Here is a 22,664-nt window from a genome sequence, read left to right on the forward strand (position 1 = left end):
CCGGCGGTGCCGAGCACGGCCCGGCCCCGCGGCCCGCCCGCACCGCCCGGCGATAGGTTGGGAGCATGCCCGACACCGTGTCCGAACTGTTCGACCCCGACGTCTGGACGACCGCCCCCGCAGCCGCGTCGTTCACCGACATCACCTACCACAAGCACGTGTCGCAGGGCATCGTCCGGATCGCCTTCGACCGGCCCGAAGTCCGCAACGCCTTCCGTCCCCGCACCGTCGACGAGCTGTACCGCGCGCTCGACGACGCCCGCCAGGACCCCCGCGTCGGCGTCGTGCTGCTGACCGGCAACGGCCCCAGCCCGAAGGACGGCGGCTGGGCGTTCTGCTCCGGTGGCGACCAGCGCATCCGCGGTCGCAGCGGGTACCAGTACGTCGGCGACGACGGCGCCCCGCCCGAGGGCGTCGACCCCGCCGCGGCCCAGGCGTCGATGGGCCGGCTGCACATCCTCGAGGTGCAGCGCCTGATCCGGATGATGCCGAAGGTCGTCATCGCGGTCGTCCCCGGCTGGGCGGCCGGCGGTGGGCACTCCCTGCACGCGATCTGCGACCTGACCATCGCGAGCGCCGAGCACGGGAAGTTCAAGCAGACCGACGCCGACGTGGGGTCGTTCGACGGCGGGTACGGCAGCGCCTACTACGCCAAGCAGATCGGGCAGAAGCTCGCACGCGAGGTCTTCTTCCTGGCCGAGGAGTACTCGGCCCAGCGCGCCTACGAGATGGGGGCGGTCAACAGGGTGGTGCCGCACGCCGAGCTCGAGCGCGAGGCGATCCGTCTGGGCGAGACCATCCTGGGCAAGTCGCCGACGGCGATCCGGATGCTCAAGTACGCCTTCAACGCGGTCGACGACGGCATGGTCGGCCAGCAGGTCTTCGCAGGCGAGGCCACCCGGCTGGCCTACGGCACCGACGAGGCCGTGGAGGGCCGTGACGCGTTCCTGCAGAAGCGCGCCCCGGAGTGGACGTCCTTCCCCTGGCACTACTGATGACCCGACCGCTCGTCACGACGGGCGCGTCCGACCCGGTGCGCGTGCTGCGCGGCCTGGAGGCTGCCCTCGCCGGCGGCCCCGCCCTGCTCCCCGTCGCCGAAGGTGCACCCGCGCTGCCGACACCGGCTCCGGCCCGGGTCCCGCAGCGGGTCGCCCTGGTTGTCGAGACGAGTGGGTCGACCGGCACCGGCAAGCGCGTGGCGCTGTCGGCGGACGCACTGTTGGCCGGCGCCGCCGCTGCCGACCAGGCGCTCGGCGGAGCGGGCAGTTGGGTGCTGGCGCTGCCGACGCACTACATCGCCGGGCTCAACGTGCTGACCCGGTCGATCGTGGCGGGGACCACGCCCGCGGTGGTGGCGCCGGGGCACTTCACCGCGACGGCGTTCGCCGACGCTGCCGACCGGCTCGAGGTCGGGCCGACCGCACCCCGGCGGTACACCTCGCTCGTGCCGGTGCAGCTCGCCCGGGTCCTCGACGATCCCCGTGCGACCGCGGCACTGGCCCGGTTCGACGCCGTGCTGGTCGGCGGACAGGCCACCCCCGCCCCGCTCCGTGAGCGTGCCCGCTCGGCCGGCGTCCGGATGGTCACGACCTACGGTGCGAGCGAGACCAGCGGGGGATGTGTGTACGACGGTGTGCCGTTCGGCACGGTGCAGACCCGGCTGGTCGACGGTGAGCTCTGGTTGCACGGACCGATGCTCGCCGAGGGGTACGTCGGGGACGACACCCGCACGGCGGCGACCTTCGTGGTCCGGGACGGCCTGCGCTGGTACCGCACGGGCGACGCGGCGACCGTCACCGACGAGGTGCTCCGCGTGCTCGGACGGCTGGACGACGTCATCATCTCCGGCGGCGAGAAGGTCCCGCTCGGCCTGGTCGAGCGTCACGTGCGCGAACTGCCGGGCCAGGACACTGCCGTGGTCACCCGGCGGACGTCGGCGACGTGGGGTGAGGTCCCCGTCGTCGTCACCCCGGTCCCGATCGACCTGCAGCAGGTGCGCGACCACGTCGAGCGGGCCCTCGGCCGTGCTGCTCGACCGGCCGAGGTCGTCGTCGCGGACCCGCTCCCGATGCTCAGCACCGGCAAGCCCGACCGACGGGCGATCCGGGCACTCGTCGACGGGTAGGGTCCCCGCACGCGTCGGCGAATAGGATTGACGGCCGTGGCACGATCCAAGAACGCAACGCACAGGCCGGGCCGCTCCGGCAACCCCGCGAAGGCCGCTGCGCCGGCGAACACCAGGCGCCGGGCGACCGCGCGCGACTGGATCGGCGGCGCCCGGCTACGGACCCTCACGCTCGGCGTGGTCCCCGTCGTGCTCGGCACCGCGGTCGGCTTCGTCGACAGCGGCATCTCGGGTGACTTCGGCGCGTACCTGGCCCAGGACGGCCACCTGGCCGTGGCGCTGCTGGCCCTGGCGGTCGCCCTGTTCCTGCAGATCGGTGTGAACTACAGCAACGACTACTCCGACGGTGTGCGCGGGACGGACGAGTTCCGCGTCGGGCCCGCTCGTCTCACCGGTGCCGGGCTCGCCAAGCCCCGCACGGTGCTGACGGTGGCGCTGACGTTCTTCGGCCTGGCCGCGGTGGCCGGCATCGCGATCGTGGTGCTCACCCAGCTGTGGTGGCTGCTGCTGGTCGGTGCCGCGGCGATCGTCGCCGCGTGGTTCTACACCGGCGGCAAGAAGCCCTACGGGTACAACGCGCTCGGTGAGGTGTTCGTCTTCGTGTTCTTCGGCCTGGTCGCGGTGCTCGGCACGCAGTACACCCAGATCCAGCAGGTCACGACGAGCGGCTGGGCGGCGGCCGTCGCGGCAGGGTTCTTCGCGTGCGCTGTCCTCATGGTGAACAACATCCGCGACATCGACGAGGACCGGCTGGCCGGCAAGCGCACCCTGGCCGTCGTGCTCGGCAGTGGCGTCGCGCGGACGCTGTACGGCGTGTTCCTGATGCTGCCCTACGTGGCGCTGCTGTGGTTCGTGCTGCTGTACTTCCGGACCGGCTTCACGTACTTCTCGCTGCTGCTCGCCCTGCCCGCCCTGCTGATCGGCGTGACGTCGAAGAAGCCCCGCGAGCTGATCACCGCACTGCAGCTGTCGTCGTTCGCGTCACTGGTCTACGGCGTGGTGCTCGGCATCACGCTCGCCGTCCAGCCGTAGCCGGGGTCGGGTCAGTCCGCGGCGGGATGCTCGCGGCGGTCCACGTGCCGGTCGGCGTCGGACACCGGACGGGTCGTCGGGGCGTCCGAGTCCTCGGCGTCGACGAAGTCGTCCTCGAAGTCCGAGTCGGCGTCGTGGGCAGGACGGGGCCGGCGTGACGCCAGGCTCGAGGTCACCTCGCTGCGCAGTCGGGGCAGCGCGATGTACGACACGAGCAGCCCGATCAGCGCCGCGCCGATGGTCGCCCAGTACCAGGGGAGCCCGATCACGAACAGGACGACGAGCGCCGCCGCGAAGATCCCGAGACGGGCGAGGGTGTAGACGAGCCACGCTTTCACGCGGCAAGTCTACGGACCCCCAGACCATGAGTTCCGTCACAGACTCGCGACCTAGACTCCGTGCATGATCCGCTTGTGGCTCGTCGTCGCAGTCGCCGCCGTGGCGTTCACGGTGTACGCGCTCATCGACTGCGCCACCATGCCCAAGGCCCGCGTCCGTTCGCTCCGCAAGGGCATCTGGGTCCTGCTCGTCATCGTGCTGCCGGTCCTCGGCGCCCTGCTCTGGTTCCTGCTCGGTCGTGCACCGGCGTCCCCGCAGCCGACCGCCCGGTACCGTGGTCCCGAAGACGACCCGGACTTCCTCGGCGAGCAGGCTCCCGAGCGGCCCCGCACGGACAAGGACCAGGACGACGTCACCCTCCGAGACCTCGAAGAACAGTTCCACGACACCGACGACGACGGCCGCACCGATCGCTGACGGTCCCGTCGGCTCGGGTCAGCCGACCTCGGGCAGCCCCGCGTCGGACTTCGCCCTCGTGCTGCTGCAGGAAGCCGCACGCGCCGGGGTGACCGACGTCGTGGTGAGTCCCGGTTCGCGGTCGCAGGCACTCGCCCTCGCGGCGGTCGCGCTCGAGCGTGCCGGCGGGATCACCGTGCACGTCCGGCTCGACGAGCGCACGGCCGGGTTCTTCGCGCTGGGGCTCGCGGTCGAGACGGGGCGTCCTGCGCTGGTCGTCACGACCTCGGGCACCGCGGTGGCGAACCTGCACCCCGCCGTGTCGGAGGCCCACCACTCCGGCGTGCCGATGATCGTCGTCTCCGCCGACCGCCCCACCGAACTGCGGGGGATCGGGAGCAACCAGACGACCGTGCAGCCGGGCATCTTCGCCCAGGCCGTGCCGTTCGTCCGCGAGATCGAGGCCCCGACCGCACACGGCGTCGACGACGACACCCGCGGCGTGATCCGCGGCGTCGTCCGCGAAGCCGTTGCCGCTGCGTCGGGGCACACCGGCCAGCCCGGGCCCGCGCAGCTGAACGTCGCCTTCCGCGAGCCCCTGTCCGCCACCCTCGTCGACGTGCAGGGCGTGCCGGACACCGAGATCGACGTGGACTTCGCCACCCGGAGGACCCACTCCGGGCTGCCGGTTGCCGACCTCACGCCGGACGACCAGCCCGCGACGGTCGTCATCGCCGGACACGACGCCGGCGCGGACGCCGAACGGATCGCGTGGGAGCTCGGTGCGCCGCTGGTGGCCGAGGTCTCGAGCGGGGCGCACTTCGGGCGGAACCTCGTCGTCACCTACCGCGAGTTGCTGCGCGACCCGGCGTTCGGCGGCCGTGTCCGCCGTGCCGTCGTGCTCGGCCACCCGACGCTCTCGCGCGAGGTCCCCGCGCTGCTGCAGCGTGACGACGTCGAGGTCGTGACCGTCCGCGGGGCGGGAGCCGACGCGTACGACCCCAGCCGGGCCTCCCGGCTGGTGTCCGACGTCCGCGTGACCGGCCGCACCGGCCCCGAGCACCGTGCGTGGGTCGGCCGGTGGGTGGCCGCCAGCCGGGCTGCGCTCGGCGACGGCGACGCCGGACCGGACCTCGACGCCAAGCGGTCCGAGGACCGCGCCGAGCGGAACCGGTTCCTGAAGGACGAGGTGGCACTCCGACGCCGTCCGGTCGACCGAGCGATGCTCGCCGATGCCGTGTGGGGCGTGACCTGGCCGCACGACCGCCTGGTGCTCGGTGCGTCGCAGATCATCCGCGTCGCCGACGGACGGGTCGCCGGCAAGAAGATCCACGTGCATGCCAACCGGGGACTGGCCGGCATCGACGGCACCGTGTCGACCGCACTCGGCATCGCCGCGGCGCTGTCGTCGACCCAGGCCGCCGGGGGCACCACCCGCGTGCTGCTCGGCGACCTGACGTTCCTGCACGACCTGGGCGCCTTCGTCACGGGCACCGACGAGACGACGCACCGTGTGCAGGTCGTGGTCGGCAACGACGTCGGGGGAGCGATCTTCCGCGGGCTCGAGGTGGCGCAGACCACCCCGCCCGAGGACATGCGCCGGATGATGACCACACCGCAGCACGTCGACGTCGAGCGCGTCGTCACCGGCCTCGGGTGGGAGTACCGCCGCGCCGCGACGTGGGGCGACCTCGAGCGCGTCTTGACGGACCCGGCCGACCGCGTCGTCATCGAGGTACCGCTGGCGGACTGACGGCGCGCGGGTGCGGCACGCCGCGCACGGTGCGCGCGCGATCGCGTGGTGCGGGCTTGTTGCCCGGCACGGGCCGGGCAAGTTCGCACCGGCCGCGGACCTCGTACGGTGCTCGACCGGTGTGGTGCCGGACGGGAGGCTCGGTGCCGGACCTGTGCCGAGCCTCGCGTCCGGCGGTGGGTGCGACCGCGATGCCGTGCACGGTGCGCGCTTCGGCGTGCGTGCGTGCGTCGACGGTCGCGTGGTGCGGGCTTGTTGCCCGGCACGGGCCGGGCAACCTCGCACCGGCCGCGAACCTCGCACGGTGCGCGCGCGGCAAGCGCCGCCGCGCCGCTACGCGAGTGCGTCGCGGATGGGGCGGAACTTCAGCGCCGTCTCGGCGACCTCGCGCTGCGGGTCCGAGCCGGCGACGATGCCCGCCCCCGCCCACGCCGTGACGGTGCCGTCCGGGTCGATCTGCGCACTGCGCAGGGCGAGCATCCACTCCCCGTCACCCGAGGCCCCGAACCACCCGACCGGACCGGCGTAGCGGCCCCGGTCGACGCCCTCGAGCTCGGCGACCAGCCGCACCGCGACGTCGGTCGGCGTGCCGGCGACGGCCGCGGTGGGGTGCAGTGCGTCGGCGACGTCGAGCGAGGTGGTGCCGACGGGCAGCGTGGCCTGCACGTCGCTCGCCAGGTGCCACAGGTTCGGCAGCTGCAGACGGAAGGGCTCGGGATCGACGCGCAGGTCGGCGGCGATCGGCCGGAGCGCGTCGACCAGCGACGAGATCGCGAACGCGTGTTCCTGCACGTCCTTCGCGCTGGCTGCCAGGGCCTCGGCGGCGGCGCGGTCGGACGCGGCGTCCTCGCCACGGGCGGCGCTTCCCGCCAGCACCCGGGCGGTCAATCGGGTGCCGTCGGTCCGCGCCAGGGTCTCCGGGGTCGCGCCCACCAGCCCGTCGACCGCGAACACGACGCACTGCGGGTACGTGTCGGCGAGGTCGAGGAGCAGTGCACGCTGGTCGGCACCCGCGGGGAGCGTGCCGACCAGGTCGCGTGCGAGCACGACCTTGCGTGCGTCGCCGGCCGTGATCCGACGCACGGCCTCGGCGACGGACGCGGCGTAGGCGTCCTCGTCGATGCGGCCGGGGCGCAGGGTCACGGACAGGTGCCGCCCGACGCGGGGGACGGGTGCCGAGGTCCGGGTGAACGGCAGCGGAGCGGGGTCGGGTGTCGTGTCGATGGCGGTGAGCCAGGCCTTGCCGCGGCGGCGCCCGACGACGACACGGGGGACGATCAGGACGCTGCTGGTTGCGGAGTCGTCGGCGAACGCGAACGCTCCGAAGGCCACCAGCCCCGAACCGCGCAGCTGCACCGGGTCGTCGACGTCGGCGTCGGCCACGATGTCGCGCCAGACCGCCGCGGCGTCGCGCATCCGGCTCGGGCCGCTGAACGTGAACCGGAGGGCCTCGCCGATCCCGACGATGCCGTCGCCGCCGCGCACGAAGGCGAGCGGGTGGTCGGGGAGCGTGTGGCGGAGCACGGCGCCCGGGTCGTCGAGGATCCGGGTCGAGACCGTGAGCGGCGGGGCCGCCGTGGCGGTTCGGGTCACGGACCGATCGTACGCGGCGCAGCCGACGCCAGGCCGCGACGCGGGACGCGGGCGGGCCGGGACCCGAGACGCGCGGGCCGCGACGCGAGACGCGCGCGGGAGGCGCCGGGCGTTCCGGCAACGCACGGGACGGACCTCTAGGATTGGGCGGGTGAGCAGAGCGGACATGCACAAGCGGCCGGACGAAGTGGCGGCCATGTTCGACGACGTCGCGGAGAAGTACGACCTGACCAACGACATCCTCTCCGCCGGCAACGCCCCGCTGTGGCGGGTCGCCACCGTGCGCGCCGTCGACCCTCAGCCGGGCGAGAAGGTCCTCGACATCGCCGCGGGCACCGGCACCAGTGCGGCGGTCCTGGCGAAGAAGGGTGCCGAGGTCACGGCACTCGACCTGTCCGCGGGCATGATCGCCGTCGGACGCGAGCGCCACCCCGAGATCACCTTCGTCGAGGGGGACGCCGAGCACCTGCCGTTCGAGGACGACACCTTCGACGCCGTCACGATCTCGTTCGGTCTGCGCAACGTCAACGACCCGCACCAGGCCCTCGGCGAGATGCTCAGGGTCCTGAAGCCCGGCGGTCGTGTCGTCATCTGCGAGTTCTCGACACCGCCCCTCGCCGCCCTGCGCTTCGGCTACGGCGCCTACCTCAAGCGTGTCCTGCCCGGGATCGCCCGCGTCTCGAGCAGCAACCCCGCCGCCTACCGGTACCTGGCCGAGTCGATCGAGGCCTGGCCCGAGCAGCAGGTGCTCAGCCAGTGGCTGCGCGGCGTCGGCTTCACGATGGTCGCCTACCGCAACCTGACGGCCGGTATCGTCGCACTGCACCGCGGACGCAAGCCCGTCGCCGAGCCCGTCCGCGAATCCGTCGCCCGTCGTGCGAAGGCGCGCCGCGAGCACCAGGGCACCGGCGAGCAGCCGCGTGTCGAGCCGACCGACAGCTGACCGGCACCTCCTCCCGCACACGGCCCCCGAACACGGAGCACCACTTGAACCCGAGCGTCCCGGTCGCACGCCGCGCACCGAGTCTCCGAGCGTCGCTCGGCATCGGCGAGCGGATGTTCGCCAGCCCGTCGGAGCGCCGGTTCATCACCGCCGTGGACGACGGCCTCGAGCTCGTCGAGCAGGAGCTCGAGGACGCCATGCGCTCCGCCGACACCCTGGCCGACACCACCAGCCGCTACCTGCTGTCGGCGGGCGGCAAGCGCATCCGCCCCACCCTGACCCTGCTCATCGCGCAGCTCGGCAACGGGGTGACCGACCACGTCGTCAAGGCCGCGGTCAGCGTCGAGACCACGCACCTGGCGTCGCTGTACCACGACGACGTCATGGACGAGGCGCCGGTGCGCCGCGGGGTGCCGGCAGCGCACGTCACCTACGGCAACAACGTCGCGATCCTGACCGGTGACCTGCTCTTCGCCCGCGCCAGCCTGATCACCGCCGACCTGGGCCCCGAGGGCATCCGCATGCAGGCGGAGACCTTCCAGCGTCTCTGCATGGGGCAGCTGCACGAGACCACCGGCCCGCAGCCCGATGACGACCCGGTCGAGCACTACATCCAGGTGCTCAGCGACAAGACCGGCTCCCTCATCGCGACGGCCGCCCGCGCGGGCGTGCTGTTCTCCGGGGCCGACCGTGCCTACCTCGACGCCGTGGGCACCTTCGGCGAGAAGGTCGGCGTCGCGTTCCAGCTCGTCGACGACGTCATCGACCTTGCCCCGGCGAAGGACAAGACCGGCAAGATCGCCGGCAACGACCTGCGCGCGGGCGTCGACACGCTGCCCCTGCTGCAGCTCCGACGCCGCGCGGCGACCGAGCCCGGCGCCGCCGACCTGCTCGCCCGCATCGAACGCGACGTCCGTGACGCTCCGGACGACGCCGTCACCAGCGACGTGTACCTGTCCGCGGTCGCGGCCCTGCGCGACCACGAAGCCACCGCCGCCACCCGCGCACTCGCCGCCCAGTGGGCCGGCGAAGCGGTCGTCGCGCTGGAACCGCTGCCCGACGGGGTCGTGAAACGCGCCCTCACGCGGTTCGCCGAGTCCGTCGTCGACCGCAGCCGCTGACCGGCGAGCTCCGGCCGGAGCGCCCCAGCGACACCCCGCCGTTGCCCGGCACCACCCCCGAACGAACCTGGAGACGATTCAGTGCCCACCCTCCGCCTCGCCATCGTCGGCGCCGGTCCCGCCGGCATCTACGCCGCGGACATCCTGCTGCGGGAAGCGCACGCGTACGACGTGTCGATCGACCTGTTCGAGCAGCTCCCCGCGCCGTACGGTCTGGTCCGCTACGGTGTCGCCCCCGACCACCCGCGCATCAAGGGGATCATCAACGCCCTGCGTGACGTGCTCGACCGCGGCGACATCCGGATCTTCGGCAACGTCGAGTTCGGCAAGGACATCACCCTCGACGACCTCAAGCAGCACTACAACGCCGTCGTGTTCTCGACCGGTGCCATCAAGGACGCCGACCTCGACGTCCCCGGTGTCGAGCTCGAGGGCTCGTACGGCGCCGCCGAGTTCGTCAGCTGGTTCGACGGCCACCCCGACGTGCCCCGCACCTGGCCGCTCGAGGCCGAGAGCGTCGCGGTCATCGGCAACGGCAACGTCGCACTCGACGTCTCGCGCATCCTCGCCAAGCACGCCGACGACCTACTGCCCACCGAGGTGCCGGACAACGTCTACCAGGGCCTCAAGCGCTCGCCCGTCACCGACGTGCACGTCTTCGGCCGTCGTGGCCCGGCGCAGGTGAAGTTCACCCCGCTGGAACTCCGCGAGCTCGGCGAGGTCCCGGACGTCGACATGGTCGTCTACGACGAGGACTTCGACCACGACGAAGCGTCGCTGACCGCGATCCAGACCAACAAGCAGGTCATGGTCATCAACCGCGTGCTCGAGCAGTGGCGGAAGCGCGAGGTCGGGCAGGCCAGCCGTCGCCTGCACCTGCACTTCTACGCCAAGCCGCTCGAGTTCGTCGGCGACGATCAGGGCCGCATCGCCGCGATCCGCTACGAGCGCACCCGGCCGAACGGGCAGGGCGGCGTCGAGGGCACCGGCGAGATCCGCGAGATCCCGATCCAGGCCGTCTACCGCGCGGTCGGCTACTTCGGCTCCCCGGTACCGGGGCTGCCGTTCGACGAGCGCCACGGCGTCATCCCGAACCACGAGGGCCAGGTCCTCGACGACGACAACCAGCAGATCCCGGGTCTGTACGCCACGGGCTGGATCAAGCGCGGCCCGGTCGGCCTGATCGGGCACACCAAGTCCGACGCGATGGAGACCGTGCAGCACATCGTGCGCGACCAGGCCAGCTGGTGGACACCCGAGGACCCGTCCGCGGATGCGATCCCGGCGCTGCTGCGCGAGCGCGGCGTCGAGTACACCGACCTCGACGGCTGGCACCGTCTCGACGCGCACGAGATCGCGCTGGGCGAGCCCCAGGGCCGCGCGCGGATCAAGGTCGTCCCGCGCGACGCCATGATCGACGCGTCCCTCGGCCGCGAGACCGCCGACCGGGTCTGACACCATGACCGCCGTGCGCCCCGCCCTCGCCACCGAGGTGCGGGGCGCGCGTCTGTCCGGGGTCGACGTGGCCCGTGCGGTCGCCCTGCTCGGGATGGTCGCCGCGCACGTCGGGGGCATCGCCGACCAGCTGGACTGGAGCGACCCGTCGTCGTGGTCGGCCCTGGTCAACGGCCGGTCGTCGTCGCTCTTCGCGGTGCTCGCCGGGGTGTCCGTCGGACTGGTCAGCGGTCGGCAGCACCCACCCGGCCCTCCGGAGATCTCGCGGGTCCGCCGGCGGCTGGCGGTCCGCGCCGCGGTGATCGTGCTCATCGGTCTGGTGCTGATGGGGCTCGGCACCCCGGTCTACGTCATCCTGCCCACCTACGGCGCACTGTTCCTGCTCGTGCTGCCCGCGCTCCGCTGGCGACGGCGCTCGCTGCTCGTCGCCGCGGGCACCTGCGCGCTCGTCTCCGCCCCGGCGGCGATCGCGATCGTGCCGCTGTACGCGGGCGCCGGCACGTTCGGGGTGCAGCTCGGCCTGGTCTACCCCGTGGTCACGTTCCTGACGTTCGTGCTGGTCGGGCTCGCGGTCGCGCGGTCCGGACTGGAGGCCCGGGGCACCCAGGTCGCGCTCCTCGCGTCCGGCGCGGTGGTCGCCGCCACCGCGTACGTCGTCGGCTCGATCGCGGCTCCGGTTCCCGTCGACGCGGGGGACGCCTTCCCCGGGGTGCCGTTCGTCCCGCAGGGCTCCAGCGTCGGGCAGGGCTTCGCGCAGGTGTTCCTGTCGCCGCGCGACCACTCCGGGTCGATCGTCGACGTCGTGGGATCAACCGGGGTCGCGGTCGCGGTCATCGCGCTCTGCACCCTGTTGGTCGACGGCCGCGGGCGGGTGGCGGAACGGATCGCGACGCCGTTGTCCGCGGTGGGGTCGATGCCGCTGACGGTCTACGCGCTGCACCTGGTGGTCATCGCCGCGCTGCCCGGGCTGCCGCAGTCGGCCGCGACGTGGTGGTGGTTCGTGTTCGGCGCCGTGGTGGTCGCGGTGCTGTGGCAGCGGTTCCTCGGCCGCGGGCCTGCGGAGCGTCTGGTCGCCCGCATCGCCCGCAGCGTCGTCCCCTGACCCGACGTCGTCCCCTGACGCGGCGTCGTCCCCTGACCCGGCGCTGCCCCAGGCCGGCCGTGCTGCGGACCGGACCGGCGCGCACCCGGCGAGCAGGGCCTCCAGGACGGACCGCTACTGCAGGGCCGCGGTGAGCCGCGCGACGTTGTCGAGCACCTGCGAGCGGCGCGTGCGACCCAGCCACGTCTCGAGGTCGAGCGGGATGCTCTCCTGCCGGTACGAGGCCTGCACGCCGCGCAGGGCGTTGACGAACCGTTCGCCGCGCACCATCACCGAGATCTCGAGGTTCAACGAGAACGACCGCATGTCCATGTTGCTCGAGCCGATCACCGCCACGTCGTCGTCGATGGTGAAGTGCTTCGCGTGCAGGATCGTCGGTGCCCGGTACAGCCAGATCTTCACGCCCGCGCGCAACAGGCCCTCGTAGTACGACCGCTGCGCGTGCCACGTCATCGCGTGGTCGCCGATCTGCCCGACGAACAGCTCGACCTCGACCCCGCGCTGCGCCGTCGTCGTGATGGCGTACAGCATCGAGTCGTCCGGCACGAAGTACGGCGACGTGATCGACACCTTCTTCTGCGCCGCGTACAGCAGCGCGTTGAAGAGACGCAGGTTGTTCTCGCCGTCGAAGCCCGGCCCGGACGGCACGACCTGGCAGTCCAGCGCGTCGCCGCGGTCCGCACGCTGGACGGGATCGCTCTCGCGCAGCAGCAGCTCGTCGGTCTCGCTGTACCAGTCGGTGACGAACAGGGCGTTGATCCCCGCGACGACCGGACCCTCGAAGCGCGCGAACAGGTCCTTGTACGCCAGACCCTTCTGGATGTGGGCCTTGGTGTCGTAGGACCGGTCGATCAGGTTCTGCGACCCCGTGAACGCCACCGAACCGTCGAGCACCATGATCTTGCGGTGGTTCCGCAGGTCCGGGCGCTGGAACTTCCCCTGCAGCGGCTGCAACGGCAGCATCAGGTGCCACTCGATGCCGGCACGGTCGAGGAACGCCAACGTGTCCTTGTACCCCGGGTAGCCGCGGCTGGCCCAGTGGTCCATCAGGAACCGCACCGTCACACCACGCGCCTGGGCCCGCGCGAGGGCCTCGAAGAACGGACGCGTCGTGTCGTCGAGGGACGCGATGTAGAACTCGACGTGCACGAACCGCCGGGACTCGTCGATCGCCTTCGCCATCTCGGCGAAGGACTCGTCGTAGTCCGGGTACAGCTCGGCGGAGTTGCCGCCGACCAGGGGCATCGCGCCGAGCGTCCGGTTCAGGTTCGTGATGCTCTCGAACCACGGCGGCCACGGGTGGTCCCGCCGCACGCGCTCGATGCCCTCGGTCTGCTCGAGGATGTACGCGTTGATCTCGGTCTGCTTCTCGCGACGGGCCTTCGGCAGCTTCGTGGACCCGATGACCAGGAACACGATGAAACCGATGTACGGGATCAGGAAGATCGCGAGCAACCAACCCGTGGCCGTCTGCGGCTTGCGGTTGATCGGCACGTAGATGAGTGAGAACGCGCGGATCGCCAGGTCGAGCAGGACAGCCAGGACGGTCAGGGTGACGGTGAGCCAGTGCTCCACGGGGGTGTCGAGTCGTCGGGGGGTCGGCGCGTCAGCGGAAGTTGATGAACTGCAACGGCACGTCGAACTCTTCGCCCTTGAGCAGCTGGATCGTGTTCTGCAGGTCGTCGCGGCTCTTCGACGAGACCCGGAGCTCGTCGCCCTGGATCTGGCTCTTCACCGTCTTCGGGGCCTGGGCCCGCAGGAACGCACCGATCTTCTTCGCGACGTCCTGCTCGATGCCGTTCTTGAACTTCGCCTCGATGCGGAACTCCTTGCCCGAGGCGTACGGCTCGCCGGCGTCGATGCTCTTCAGGCTGATGCCGCGCTTGATCGCCTTCGACTCGAACACGTCGAGGACGGCCTTGGCGCGCTCCGCCGAGTTCGCCTTGATCAGGACGTCCTCGCCACTGAACGCGATCGAGGCGCCGACACCCTTGAAGTCGTAGCGCTGCTCGATCTCCTTGGCGGCCTGGTTGAGGGCGTTGTCCGCCTCCATCTTGTCGACCTTGCTGACCACGTCGAAGGAGCTGTCTGCCATGCCCGACAGCCTAGCCATCGAGGCTGATCGCGGTCGCTCGCGGATGGTCACGACCACCGGCGGCCATCCGGTATGCTGTTCTGGCGCGTCCGGTTGGTGATCACACGGGTCGGAAGCGCACATGGCGAGTTACCCAAGCGGCCAAAGGGATCTGACTGTAAATCAGCCGGCGTAGCCTTCGGGGGTTCGAATCCCTCACTCGCCACGAATCCATTCGCTGAAGAACTCTCTGCGGATGGTGACGACACTCGGCAGGGCCCCGTTGCAGACGGGGTCCTGCTCTGTTTGTGGGCGGGGCTCCGTTCTCGACGGGGTCCTGTTCTGTTTTCTCGGCAGGGCCCCGTTTTCGACGGGGTCCCGTTCTGTTCGTGGACACGGTCCGGTCCCGTCGTGTTCCGGACAGGAGGCTCGGTGCCAGCTGGCATCGAGCCTCCTGTCCGGAACGGGGCGGGGCTGGGGGCGGTCGAGGGAGTGCCCTGCGAGGATCGGGGCATGAGCGCTGCGCCGACACCGACCGAACTCGCCGACCTGGCCGAGGCCATCGCCACCGAAGCCGCAGCGCTCGCAGCACGCCGCCGGGCCGAGGGCGTCGAGGTCGCCGACCGGAAGTCGAGCATCGTCGACGTCGTCACCGCCGCCGACCGCGAGGTCGAGACGCTCGTGCACGACCGCATCCGCGCAGCCCGCCCCGATGACGGCTTCCTCGGCGAGGAGACCGGCGCCACCACCGGCACCACCGGCCTCACGTGGGTGGTCGACCCGATCGACGGCACCGTCAACTACCTCTACGGCAGCCCGCAGTACGCCGTCAGCATCGGGGTCGTCCGCGGCGAGCCCGACCCCGCCGCGTGGGAACCCGTCGCGGGCGTGGTGGTCGCTCCCGCCACCGGCGACGTGTACCGCGCCGTCGCGGGCGGACCCGCCACGCTGAACGGCAGCACGATCACCGTCTCCGAGCCGGCCTCGCTCGCCGAGACCCTCGTCGCCACCGGGTTCGGCTACACCGCCGACCGTCGACGCGAGCAGGTCGCGGTGCTCGCCGGGCTGCTCGGCGAGGTCCGCGACATCCGCCGCGGTGGCTCGGCCGCGCTCGACTGCTGCGCCGTCGCGACCGGCACCGTCGACGCCTACTACGAGCGGGGGATCAACCCGTGGGACATGGCCGCGGGGGCGGTGGTCGCAGCCTCGGCCGGGGCGGTCCTCCGCACGTGGGACGCCGGTGGCACCCGCTCGTTCCTGTTCGCAGCGCCGTCGATCGCCGGTCCGCTCGAGGCGCTCGTCCGGGCCGCCGAGGCCGAGGCCCTGCGGGGCTGACACCCGCGGCGAGGACCTCCGACGGTGCTGGGCGCGACTGGCGGAGCGCGATGACCCCTGGTACCGTCGACAGGTCCCGTTATCTGCTCGTTACCAACGAGCGCATCTGCCTCGATCAGGATCTGCACCGTACGTATGCCCCGAACTCCGCTCTCGCCCGTCGCCACCGACCACCAGGTCTCCGATGCACCGGCCGCTGCCGTCCATCTGACCCGCCGGGCCCGGATCGAAGCGGAACGTGCCACCGCCAAGCAGGGTGTCCGTCGCGCCCAGCCCGACACGGCTCCGGTCGCGCAGCCCGTCGCGGCGGTCCGTCCCGGCGCCCAGGTCCCGGCGCAGCCGGTCACGCCGCCCGCGCCCGCGTCGCCCGTGCTGCCGGCGTCGACGGCCCAGCCCGAGACGCCCCCGGCGCCGACCTCACCCGTCGTCGCACCGGCAGCGGTCCGCCGGGCCGCAGCCACGGCCTCCCGTCCGAGCGTGCGCAGCACGGGTCACGGCCCCCGACGGTCGGCGCCGACCGCTGCCCGTCCGGCTGCCTCGACCTCGGCTCGTCCGGCCGCTCCGCTGCCGACCGCCGCGCGCGTCACCCAGCCGGCAGCCGCGCAACGTCGCGTCGACCGCGCGACCCGGCACCTCGGTGCGGGCGCGCGTCCGACCACGACGACCGCGCCGCCGCGGGGGACCGCCTTCCGTCGGAACGCCTCGCGGGTGACCGCAGTCGGTGCGCTGCTCTTCGCCGCCGGCCTGGTCGTGTCGACCTCGCTGCCGGCGCAGGCGCTGTTCACGCCCGAGCCTGCGTCCGTCGCGAAGCAGTCGACCTCGGCTGCCGGCACCCAGTCGCTGGCCGTCGGTGACGCCGCCGAGGGTGAGACGAACCGCGACACGTACACCGTCTCGGATGCCACGCAGTACAAGAACGTCGACGCGTCGACCTTCACGAACGACCCGAGCGGCACCATCCAGTGGCCGTTCCTGACCGGGGTGCCGATCACCTCCGGGTTCGGCGGCCGCCAGGTCGAGGGCTGCTCCTTCTGCTCCACCAACCACCAGGGCGTCGACTTCGCCCCCGGCGCCGGCACCCCCATCCGCGTCATCGCCGCAGGCACCGTCATCAAGGTGCAGCCGGACGACGGCGGCTTCGGCAACGACGTCTGGGTCGAGCACGACGTCGACGGCAAGCAGTTCACCAGCGTCTACGGGCACATGATGGACAACTCCTTCAAGGTCGTGAAGGGGCAGCAGGTACAGGTCGGCGACGAGCTCGGTCTGGTCGGTTCGACCGGCAACTCCACGGGCCCGCACCTGCACCTCGAGGTGCACGTCGACGGTGTTCCGGTGGACCCGCTGGCGTGGCTCAAGGCCAACGCGAACTAGCCCCACGGACGGCACGCCCGGGCGTCTCGGTCGGTTCAAGACCACCGTCGGGGTTCTGCTATCCTCGTGTGGTGCCGCTCGCGGTACTCGCCCCGATAGCTCAGTGGTAGAGCACTTCCATGGTAAGGAAGGGGTCGTCAGTTCAATCCTGACTCGGGGCTCCGACCCGGCGAGAACGCTTCGCCGGATCTGTGGCGGGGTAGCTCAGTTGGTTAGAGCACACGACTCATAATCGTGGGGTCGCGGGTTCAAGTCCCGCCCTCGCTACCGCAAGCCCGGCGTCCGCGCCGGGCTTTCGTCGTTCCCGGGGGGGTGCGGGCGGCGGCGGCCGCGGCCGCCCGCCGCCGGTGCGGTTCGCACAACCGCGATCACCTCGCGCCGTGCAAACACGTGGTTCCGCGTGCGTTGCGTTGTGCGGACGCAGTTCGCACCCCCTGGCGGCGGTCGCGCCCCGTTCCGCGGGGGCGCGACGGCTGTGCGGGGGTGCGAAGCACAGGCGCGCCGCCGCGGCCGGCCCTACCGGTCGGTGCGCGCGACGAGCAGGCCCGCCGAGCGGAGCGTCCCCTCGACCAACCCCGTCACCCGCCGCCAGTGCTCGTGCCGTCGGGCGGCGCCGATCGTCCCGCCGACCACCGCAGGCCCGTGGTCGGCGTGCCGCAGCGTCAGGGTCGAGCGCCCACCGGCGGTCGACACGACCAGCTCGTAGCGGCGGTACTCCCGCGTGGGGTGCACGAGCGCACCGAGCAGCACCGTCAGGACACGACTGCCGGACTCGGCGACGATCGTCCCCGGCGCGGCCTCGACACGGTGCCCGGCAGTCCGGAGTGCCGCTCCGGCGAGCTCCATGGCGGTCCGCCGGTCACCGGTGTGCACCGCGTACTCGATCGTGGTCTCCATCGCACCCTCCCAGAGTGAAGACGTCGCGTCGGCACCCCCTCCGGCACCGCGCCCCGCGAGCCTACTCGATCCATCCTCAGGACCTGCCGTCGGTAGACTGCCCGTCGTGTCTGTGAACCCCGAGCTCGTCGGCAGGACGTTCCCGCCGGCCCCGCCGTACCTGGTCGGTCGTGAGAAGGTGCGCGAGTTCGCCCGCGCCACGTTCGCGACCAACCCCGTCCACCACGAGCCCGAGGCCGCCCGTGCCGCCGGGTACGACGACCTCGTGGCCCCGGTCACCTTCGCGGTCGTCGTGCAAGAGGCCACGCTCGCACAGCTGCTCTCGGCACCCGACGCCGGCATCGACTTCTCGCGCGTGGTGCACGGTGAGCAGAAGTTCGCGTACGAGCGGCCGATCGTGGCGGGCGACGAGCTCACCGCCACCCTGACCGTGACGAGCGTGAAGACCCTGGGCGGCAACGCGATGGTCACCGCCGAGAGCACCATGAGCGACGCCACGGGGGAGCACGTCGTCACCGCGACCTCCACCCTCGTGGTCCGAGGAGACGACGCATGAGCACCGCAGCCCCCACCGCGGCCGAGGTCGGCACGGTCGTCGCCGAGCGCGAGGTCCACATCACCCGCGACGCGCTCGTCCGCTACGCCGGTGCCTCGGGTGACTTCAACCCGATCCACTACCGCGACGACGTCGCCGCTTCGGTCGGCCTGCCCGGCGTCCTGGCGCACGGCATGCTCACGATGGGCCTCGCCGTGCAGCCCGTGTCCGAGTGGCTGGGCGACCGCGGGTGGATAGCCTCGTACGGCGTGCGCTTCACCCGCCCCGTCGTCGTCGATCCCGAGCACGGTGCGACCGTCGGCGTCGTGGCCAAGGTCGGCACCGTCGACGAGCAGGGCCGTCCCCACCGCATCGACCTCACCGTGACGGCCGCCGGGCAGACCGTGCTCGGCAAGGCGCAGGTCACGGTGGTGTTCCGCTGACCGTGGCACCGAGCACCCTCGCCGACCTGACGACCCTGCGCGTCGGGGGACCAGCCGGGCGTCTCCTCGTCGCCGACACGACCGACCAGCTCGTCGCGCACGCGCTCGACGCCTGGTCGGACGACGACTGGCTGGTCGTCGGCGGTGGCAGCAACCTGCTGGTCGCCGACGCCGGCTTCGACGGCACGGTCGTGCTGGTGCGCACACGCGGCGTCGAGCACGAGACCACCGCGGACGGCGTGACCGTCCGCGTCGCCGCCGGCGAACCCTGGGACGCGTTCGTCGCGTCGACCGTCGACCACGGTTGGACCGGACTGGAGGCCCTGAGCGGCATCCCGGGCACCGTCGGCGCGTCCCCCGTGCAGAACATCGGGGCGTACGGGGTCGAGCTCTCCGACGTGCTGACCCGGGTCGAGTTCCTCGATGCGGCCACGGGGGAGCGCGCGTGGCTGGACGCGGCCGAGCTGGCGCTCGGCTACCGCACCTCGACGCTCAAGCACGGGCGTCGGGGGGTCGTGCTGACCGTCGAGTTCGCGCTCGGAACCGACGTCCAGGACGGCGTGCCCGTGCGGTACGCGCAGCTGGCCGGGTCGCTCGGGGTGTCGCTGGGCGAGCGGGTCGACCCCGCCCAGGTCCGGTCGACCGTGCTGTCGCTGCGGGCGTCGAAGGGCATGGTGCTCGACGCCGACGACCAGGACACCTGGAGTGCCGGCTCGTTCTTCACGAACCCGATCGTGTCGGCCGGGTTCGCCGAGTCGTTGCCGGCCGACGCGCCGCGCTGGCCCGCCGGGCAGGACGTCAAGCTCAGCGCCGCGTGGCTCATCGAGCACGCGGGAGTGCACCGTGGGTACGCGCTCGCCGGGTCCCGCGCCGGGATCTCGTCCAAGCACACGCTGGCCCTGACGAACCGCGGCGGCGCGACCGCGGCGCAGGTCGCCGAGCTGGCGCGCTACGTGCAGGTGAGCGTGCTGAACCGCTTCGGGGTGTCGCTCGTGCCGGAACCCGTCGTGGTCGGCGACCTGCTCGCCTGAGCCGCACCGGGCCTCCCGGCCGGCAGTTCCGCCGGAGCTGCGGAGTCGCACCCCCGGAACGACATCGCGCCCCGTGCGAACGGGGCGCGATGTGCGTGTGGGGGTGCGGAGTCGGCCTAGCTGAAGAACTTCGCCAGACGGGCGACGCCCTCGGCGATGTCGTCGTCGCCCAGCGCGTACGACAGGCGCAGGTACCCCGAGGGTCCGAAGGCCTCGCCGGGGACCACCGCGACCTCGGCGTGCTCGAGGATCAGGTCCGCGAGCTCGAGCGTCGTGGTGGGCGTCGAGCCCGCCCATTCGCGTCCGAGCAGCGCGGTGACGTCGGGGTAGACGTAGAAGGCGCCCTGCGGCGTCGGCGTGACGAAGCCCGGGATCGCGTTGAGCCCGTCGACGATGGCCCGGCGACGCCGGTCGAAGGCCTCGCGCATGGCCGTCACCGGTTCCTGCGGACCCGTGAGTGCGGCGATCGCGGCACGCTGCGACACGTTCGACACGTTGCTGGACAGGTGCGACTGCAGGTTCGACGCGGCCTTGACGGCGTCGGCCGGGCCGATGAACCACCCGACGCGCCAGCCGGTCATCGCGTAGGTCTTGGCGACGCCGTTCACCAGGATGGTGGTGTCGGCCAGGTCCGGCACGGCTTCGAGGATCCCGGTGAAGGTGATGCCGTCGTAGACCAGGTCCTGGTAGATCTCGTCGCTGATCACCCAGATGCCGTGCTCGAGCGCCCACTCGCCGATGGCGCGGGTCTGCTCGGCCGAGTACACGGCGCCCGTCGGGTTGGACGGCGAACAGAACAGCAGCGCCTTGGTCTTGGGGGTGCGCGCGGCCTCGAGCTGCTCGACGGAGACCAGGTACCCCTGGTCGCTGCCGGCGAAGACCTCGACCGGCTCGCCGCCGGCCAGTCGGATGGCCTCGGGGTAGGTGGTCCAGTACGGCGCGGGCAGCAGCACCTGGTCGCCGTCGTCGACGATCGTCTGGAAGGCCTGGTAGACGGCCTGCTTGCCACCGTTCGTGATGATCACGCGGGCGGGGTCGACCGTGATGCCGGACTCGCGTGCGGTCTTGTCCGCGACGGCCTGCTTGAGCTCGGGCAGACCCGTCGCCGGCGTGTACCGGTGGTTCTTCGGGTCCTGGGCGGCAGCCACGGCGGCCTCGACGACGTGCGCGGGCGTGGCGAAGTCGGGTTCACCCGCGGCGAAGGAGATCACCGGGCGTCCGGCGGCCTTGAGGGCCTTGGCCTTCGCATCGACCTTGAGCGTCGCGGACTCGGCGATCGCGGCGATGCGCGACGCGATCCGGGGTCGCTGGGCGGTGGTGGACTCGGGGCCTTCGGCTGCGGTGCTCACCCGTCCAGCCTATCGGCGCGGCACGCCGGAGCACCCCTCAAGTGGACACCGTGTGACGCACTCCCGTACACTCGTCTGCGGTGGTCGCGCCCCGTTGATGACGGACGTGCTCCACCCGGAAGGCAGTTCGTCTTCTGAAGGGCGGTGGCTCAATTGGTAGAGCAGCGGTCTCCAAAACCGCAGGTTGCAGGTTCGAGTCCTGTCCGCCCTGCAACGCTGGAAGGGTGAAGAGTTGGCGAGCAACGACATGGAGACGACGGCGGACGACGTCGTCGCCAAGGCGAAGCAGGACCGGGCCACGCGCCGGGGTCCGTTCGCGGCCATCGCCCTCTTCATCCGCCAGGTCCTCGGCGAACTGCGCAAGGTGGTCACGCCGACCCGCAAGGAACTCTTCAGCTACACCGGCGTCGTGCTGGTGTTCGTCGTCGTGATGATGGTGCTGGTCTCGATCCTCGACTTCGTGTTCGGCCTCGGCGTCGGCTACGTCTTCGGCAACGGCCCCACTGCCTGATCGGGGTCGCACCCGTCGCGGCCGTCCGCACTGGTCGACCACGACGCAGCCCGACCGCGACCTGACCGGCGCGAACACCGACCAGGGCGCACGCCGACCCGATCCGCACCACCGAACGGAAAGAACCGACAGTGTCTGACAACTCCCGCGACGACATCGACCTCGCGACCGCTGCAGAGCAGTCCTCCGAGGTGGAAGAGAACCAGGAAGGCGACGTCGAGACGGGCGAGCTCCGTTCGGCCGAGTCCGCCGAAGAGCGTGCGATGGAGGTCGAGGACGAGGACGACGAATCGCTCGGCCTGTCCGCCGAGCCGGACGACGGTGACGTCGACGGCATCGACGAGACCCTGACGGCCCTCGCCGAGTCCCGCGACGCCGAGGCCGACGCCGTCGTCGACGACGCGCTCGAGATCGACTCCGCCGACGAAGCCGAGGCCGCCGTCGAAGCCGTCGAGGACGAGGAAGAGTCCGAGCTCGAGGACGAGTCGCCCGAGCAGGCCAGCGCCACGATCGCCGCGGAGGAGTCCGCCGACGCACTCGGTGCCATCGCCCCGGAGTCCGAGGTCGACCTGGCCCCCGACACCGAGGTCACCATCGAGGCCGACCCCGACGCTCTCGAGGACGACGAGCCGGCCGAGGTCGACCCGTACGAGGCCTTCAAGGCCGAACTGCGGATGAAGCCGGGCAAGTGGTACGTCATCCACTCGTACGCGGGCTTCGAGCGTCGCGTGAAGTCGAACATCGAGAACCGCATGGTGTCGATGTCGATGGAGGACTACATCTACCAGGTCGAGGTCCCGATGGAGGACGTCGTCGAGATCAAGAACGGGCAGCGCAAGCTGGTCACCCGCGTCCGGATCCCCGGCTACGTGCTGGTCCGCCTCGACCTCAACGAAGACTCGTGGTCCGTCGTCCGGCACACCCCGGGTGTCACCGGCTTCGTCGGCAACGCGCACAACCCCACGCCGCTCCGCTTCGACGAGGCCTTCGGCATGCTGAAGTCCCTGGTGCAGGTCACCGAGACCGCGCCGAGCAAGGGCGGCAAGGGCTCCGGCCTCACGCAGGCCCAGCCGGCCGCCGAGGTCGACTTCGAGGTCGGCGAGACGATCACCATCAAGGAGGGCTCGTTCGCGGGTCTGCCCGGATCGATCGCCGAGATCAAGCCGGAGAGCGGCAAGCTCACGGTGCTGGTCTCGCTGTTCGAGCGCGAGACCCCGGTCGAGCTCAGCTTCGACCAGGTCACCAAGCTCTAGCCC

General features: G+C 71.8%; 22 protein-coding genes and 4 tRNA genes. 20 read left to right on the top strand and 6 right to left on the bottom strand.

What is annotated here, in order from left to right:
• Positions 1-65 precede the first annotated feature (65 nt).
• The 3 genes from ACLBWP_RS07305 to ACLBWP_RS07315 are packed head-to-tail and all read left to right on the top strand — an operon-like array spanning position 66 to position 3,157.
• The gene (locus ACLBWP_RS07305) at positions 66-995 is read left to right on the top strand and encodes a 1,4-dihydroxy-2-naphthoyl-CoA synthase (protein WP_447654665.1); all 930 of its coding nucleotides are present in this window, start codon (positions 66-68) and stop codon (positions 993-995) included.
• Complete coding sequence (locus ACLBWP_RS07310; RefSeq protein ID WP_447654666.1) at positions 995-2,125, top strand: AMP-binding protein; 1,131 nt, start codon at positions 995-997, stop codon at positions 2,123-2,125. Before ACLBWP_RS07305 ends, ACLBWP_RS07310 begins: the two co-directional genes overlap by 1 nt.
• Positions 2,126-2,161: 36 nt before the next feature.
• Positions 2,162-3,157 carry a 1,4-dihydroxy-2-naphthoate polyprenyltransferase gene (locus tag ACLBWP_RS07315; protein WP_447654667.1) on the top strand — a complete coding sequence of 332 codons (996 nt, stop codon included), beginning with the start codon at positions 2,162-2,164 and terminating at the stop codon, positions 3,155-3,157.
• Positions 3,158-3,168: 11 nt separating this feature from the next.
• Here the strand turns inward: ACLBWP_RS07315 and ACLBWP_RS07320 are convergent, their stop codons facing one another.
• Entirely contained in the window at positions 3,169-3,495 is a 327-nt protein-coding gene (locus tag ACLBWP_RS07320) for a DUF4229 domain-containing protein (RefSeq protein WP_447654668.1), read from the bottom strand.
• Between the two features lie 64 nt (positions 3,496-3,559).
• On the opposite strand from ACLBWP_RS07320, the gene ACLBWP_RS07325 reads away from it, so the two are divergent.
• Both ACLBWP_RS07325 and menD read left to right on the top strand, forming a co-directional pair.
• Positions 3,560-3,913: a PLDc N-terminal domain-containing protein gene (locus tag ACLBWP_RS07325; protein WP_243561720.1), complete on the top strand. Its 354-nt coding sequence runs from the start codon at positions 3,560-3,562 to the stop codon at positions 3,911-3,913.
• Between the two features lie 58 nt (positions 3,914-3,971).
• Positions 3,972-5,645: a 2-succinyl-5-enolpyruvyl-6-hydroxy-3-cyclohexene-1-carboxylic-acid synthase gene (gene menD / locus ACLBWP_RS07330; protein ID WP_447654669.1), complete on the top strand. Its 1,674-nt coding sequence runs from the start codon at positions 3,972-3,974 to the stop codon at positions 5,643-5,645.
• Between the two features lie 333 nt (positions 5,646-5,978).
• Here menD and ACLBWP_RS07335 read toward each other — a convergent pair whose 3' ends face one another.
• The gene (locus ACLBWP_RS07335) at positions 5,979-7,238 is read right to left on the bottom strand and encodes an isochorismate synthase (protein ID WP_447654670.1); all 1,260 of its coding nucleotides are present in this window, start codon (positions 7,236-7,238) and stop codon (positions 5,979-5,981) included.
• A gap of 151 nt (positions 7,239-7,389) precedes the next feature.
• Between ACLBWP_RS07335 and ACLBWP_RS07340 the strand changes: the two genes are divergently transcribed.
• From ACLBWP_RS07340 to ACLBWP_RS07355, 4 genes are all read left to right on the top strand, one after another.
• On the top strand, positions 7,390-8,181 hold the full coding sequence (locus tag ACLBWP_RS07340; protein ID WP_243561717.1) for a demethylmenaquinone methyltransferase: 792 nt from the start codon (positions 7,390-7,392) through the stop codon (positions 8,179-8,181).
• Positions 8,182-8,225: 44 nt separating this feature from the next.
• Positions 8,226-9,302 carry a polyprenyl synthetase family protein gene (locus ACLBWP_RS07345; protein ID WP_243561716.1) on the top strand — a complete coding sequence of 359 codons (1,077 nt, stop codon included), beginning with the start codon at positions 8,226-8,228 and terminating at the stop codon, positions 9,300-9,302.
• A gap of 81 nt (positions 9,303-9,383) precedes the next feature.
• Entirely contained in the window at positions 9,384-10,757 is a 1,374-nt protein-coding gene (locus ACLBWP_RS07350) for an FAD-dependent oxidoreductase (RefSeq protein WP_447654671.1), read from the top strand.
• Between the two features lie 13 nt (positions 10,758-10,770).
• The gene (locus ACLBWP_RS07355; protein WP_447654672.1) at positions 10,771-11,859 is read left to right on the top strand and encodes a heparan-alpha-glucosaminide N-acetyltransferase domain-containing protein; all 1,089 of its coding nucleotides are present in this window, start codon (positions 10,771-10,773) and stop codon (positions 11,857-11,859) included.
• Between the two features lie 114 nt (positions 11,860-11,973).
• Here ACLBWP_RS07355 and cls read toward each other — a convergent pair whose 3' ends face one another.
• Both cls and ACLBWP_RS07365 read right to left on the bottom strand, forming a co-directional pair.
• A complete protein-coding gene (gene cls, locus ACLBWP_RS07360) occupies positions 11,974-13,434 on the bottom strand; it encodes a cardiolipin synthase (RefSeq protein WP_447654673.1) in 1,461 nt (486 codons plus the stop codon).
• Between the two features lie 31 nt (positions 13,435-13,465).
• Positions 13,466-13,954, bottom strand: a complete 489-nt coding sequence (locus tag ACLBWP_RS07365; RefSeq protein WP_071300304.1) for a YajQ family cyclic di-GMP-binding protein — start codon at positions 13,952-13,954, stop codon at positions 13,466-13,468.
• Between the two features lie 123 nt (positions 13,955-14,077).
• Between ACLBWP_RS07365 and ACLBWP_RS07370 the strand changes: the two genes are divergently transcribed.
• The 5 genes from ACLBWP_RS07370 to ACLBWP_RS07390 all read left to right on the top strand — a co-directional run bounded on the left by ACLBWP_RS07370 (position 14,078) and on the right by ACLBWP_RS07390 (position 16,909).
• Positions 14,078-14,159, top strand: a tRNA-Tyr gene (locus tag ACLBWP_RS07370).
• Positions 14,160-14,446: 287 nt separating this feature from the next.
• Entirely contained in the window at positions 14,447-15,268 is an 822-nt protein-coding gene (locus tag ACLBWP_RS07375) for an inositol monophosphatase family protein (RefSeq protein WP_447654674.1), read from the top strand.
• 135 nt (positions 15,269-15,403) lie between these two features.
• Entirely contained in the window at positions 15,404-16,642 is a 1,239-nt protein-coding gene (locus ACLBWP_RS07380; protein WP_447654675.1) for a peptidoglycan DD-metalloendopeptidase family protein, read from the top strand.
• 89 nt (positions 16,643-16,731) lie between these two features.
• Positions 16,732-16,803 (top strand) — tRNA-Thr (locus tag ACLBWP_RS07385).
• 32 nt (positions 16,804-16,835) lie between these two features.
• A tRNA-Met gene (locus ACLBWP_RS07390) sits at positions 16,836-16,909 on the top strand.
• Positions 16,910-17,158: 249 nt separating this feature from the next.
• Here ACLBWP_RS07390 and ACLBWP_RS07395 read toward each other — a convergent pair.
• Positions 17,159-17,539, bottom strand: coding sequence for a hypothetical protein (locus ACLBWP_RS07395; protein WP_447654676.1), 381 nt, complete (start codon positions 17,537-17,539; stop codon positions 17,159-17,161).
• A gap of 106 nt (positions 17,540-17,645) precedes the next feature.
• On the opposite strand from ACLBWP_RS07395, the gene ACLBWP_RS07400 reads away from it, so the two are divergent.
• Genes ACLBWP_RS07400 through ACLBWP_RS07410 form a run of 3 tightly spaced genes read left to right on the top strand, consistent with a single transcriptional unit; the run spans position 17,646 to position 19,548 of the window.
• Positions 17,646-18,095, top strand: a complete 450-nt coding sequence (locus ACLBWP_RS07400; protein ID WP_447654677.1) for an FAS1-like dehydratase domain-containing protein — start codon at positions 17,646-17,648, stop codon at positions 18,093-18,095.
• Positions 18,092-18,517, top strand: coding sequence for a MaoC/PaaZ C-terminal domain-containing protein (locus ACLBWP_RS07405; RefSeq protein WP_447654678.1), 426 nt, complete (start codon positions 18,092-18,094; stop codon positions 18,515-18,517). The genes ACLBWP_RS07400 and ACLBWP_RS07405 overlap by 4 nt, the downstream gene beginning before the upstream one ends.
• Entirely contained in the window at positions 18,514-19,548 is a 1,035-nt protein-coding gene (locus ACLBWP_RS07410) for a UDP-N-acetylmuramate dehydrogenase (protein WP_447654847.1), read from the top strand. Before ACLBWP_RS07405 ends, ACLBWP_RS07410 begins: the two co-directional genes overlap by 4 nt.
• Before the next feature lie 116 nt (positions 19,549-19,664).
• Here ACLBWP_RS07410 and ACLBWP_RS07415 read toward each other — a convergent pair whose 3' ends face one another.
• The gene (locus ACLBWP_RS07415) at positions 19,665-20,897 is read right to left on the bottom strand and encodes a pyridoxal phosphate-dependent aminotransferase (protein WP_447654679.1); all 1,233 of its coding nucleotides are present in this window, start codon (positions 20,895-20,897) and stop codon (positions 19,665-19,667) included.
• Between the two features lie 138 nt (positions 20,898-21,035).
• Between ACLBWP_RS07415 and ACLBWP_RS07420 the strand changes: the two genes are divergently transcribed.
• The 3 genes from ACLBWP_RS07420 to nusG all read left to right on the top strand — a co-directional run bounded on the left by ACLBWP_RS07420 (position 21,036) and on the right by nusG (position 22,661).
• Positions 21,036-21,108, top strand: a tRNA-Trp gene (locus tag ACLBWP_RS07420).
• 36 nt (positions 21,109-21,144) lie between these two features.
• Positions 21,145-21,408, top strand: coding sequence for a preprotein translocase subunit SecE (gene secE, locus ACLBWP_RS07425; RefSeq protein ID WP_447654848.1), 264 nt, complete (start codon positions 21,145-21,147; stop codon positions 21,406-21,408).
• 131 nt (positions 21,409-21,539) lie between these two features.
• On the top strand, positions 21,540-22,661 hold the full coding sequence (gene nusG, locus ACLBWP_RS07430; protein ID WP_447654680.1) for a transcription termination/antitermination protein NusG: 1,122 nt from the start codon (positions 21,540-21,542) through the stop codon (positions 22,659-22,661).
• The last annotated feature ends 3 nt before the right edge of the window (positions 22,662-22,664 follow it).

The organism is Microbacterium sp. M1A1_1b, assembly GCF_053345565.1.

What these genes read in the sequence shown, in the direction of transcription:
- ACLBWP_RS07305 (WP_447654665.1), top strand. Translation starts at nt 66, where the DNA reads ATGCCCGACACCGTGTCCGAACTGTTCGACCCCGACGTCTGGACGACC.
- secE (WP_447654848.1), top strand. Translation starts at nt 21,145, where the DNA reads ATGGAGACGACGGCGGACGACGTCGTCGCCAAGGCGAAGCAGGACCGG.
- ACLBWP_RS07310 (WP_447654666.1), top strand. Translation starts at nt 995, where the DNA reads ATGACCCGACCGCTCGTCACGACGGGCGCGTCCGACCCGGTGCGCGTG.
- ACLBWP_RS07395 (WP_447654676.1), bottom strand. Translation starts at nt 17,539, where the DNA reads ATGGAGACCACGATCGAGTACGCGGTGCACACCGGTGACCGGCGGACC.
- ACLBWP_RS07375 (WP_447654674.1), top strand. Translation starts at nt 14,447, where the DNA reads ATGAGCGCTGCGCCGACACCGACCGAACTCGCCGACCTGGCCGAGGCC.
- ACLBWP_RS07365 (WP_071300304.1), bottom strand. Translation starts at nt 13,954, where the DNA reads ATGGCAGACAGCTCCTTCGACGTGGTCAGCAAGGTCGACAAGATGGAG.
- ACLBWP_RS07325 (WP_243561720.1), top strand. Translation starts at nt 3,560, where the DNA reads ATGATCCGCTTGTGGCTCGTCGTCGCAGTCGCCGCCGTGGCGTTCACG.
- ACLBWP_RS07405 (WP_447654678.1), top strand. Translation starts at nt 18,092, where the DNA reads ATGAGCACCGCAGCCCCCACCGCGGCCGAGGTCGGCACGGTCGTCGCC.
- ACLBWP_RS07380 (WP_447654675.1), top strand. Translation starts at nt 15,404, where the DNA reads ATGCCCCGAACTCCGCTCTCGCCCGTCGCCACCGACCACCAGGTCTCC.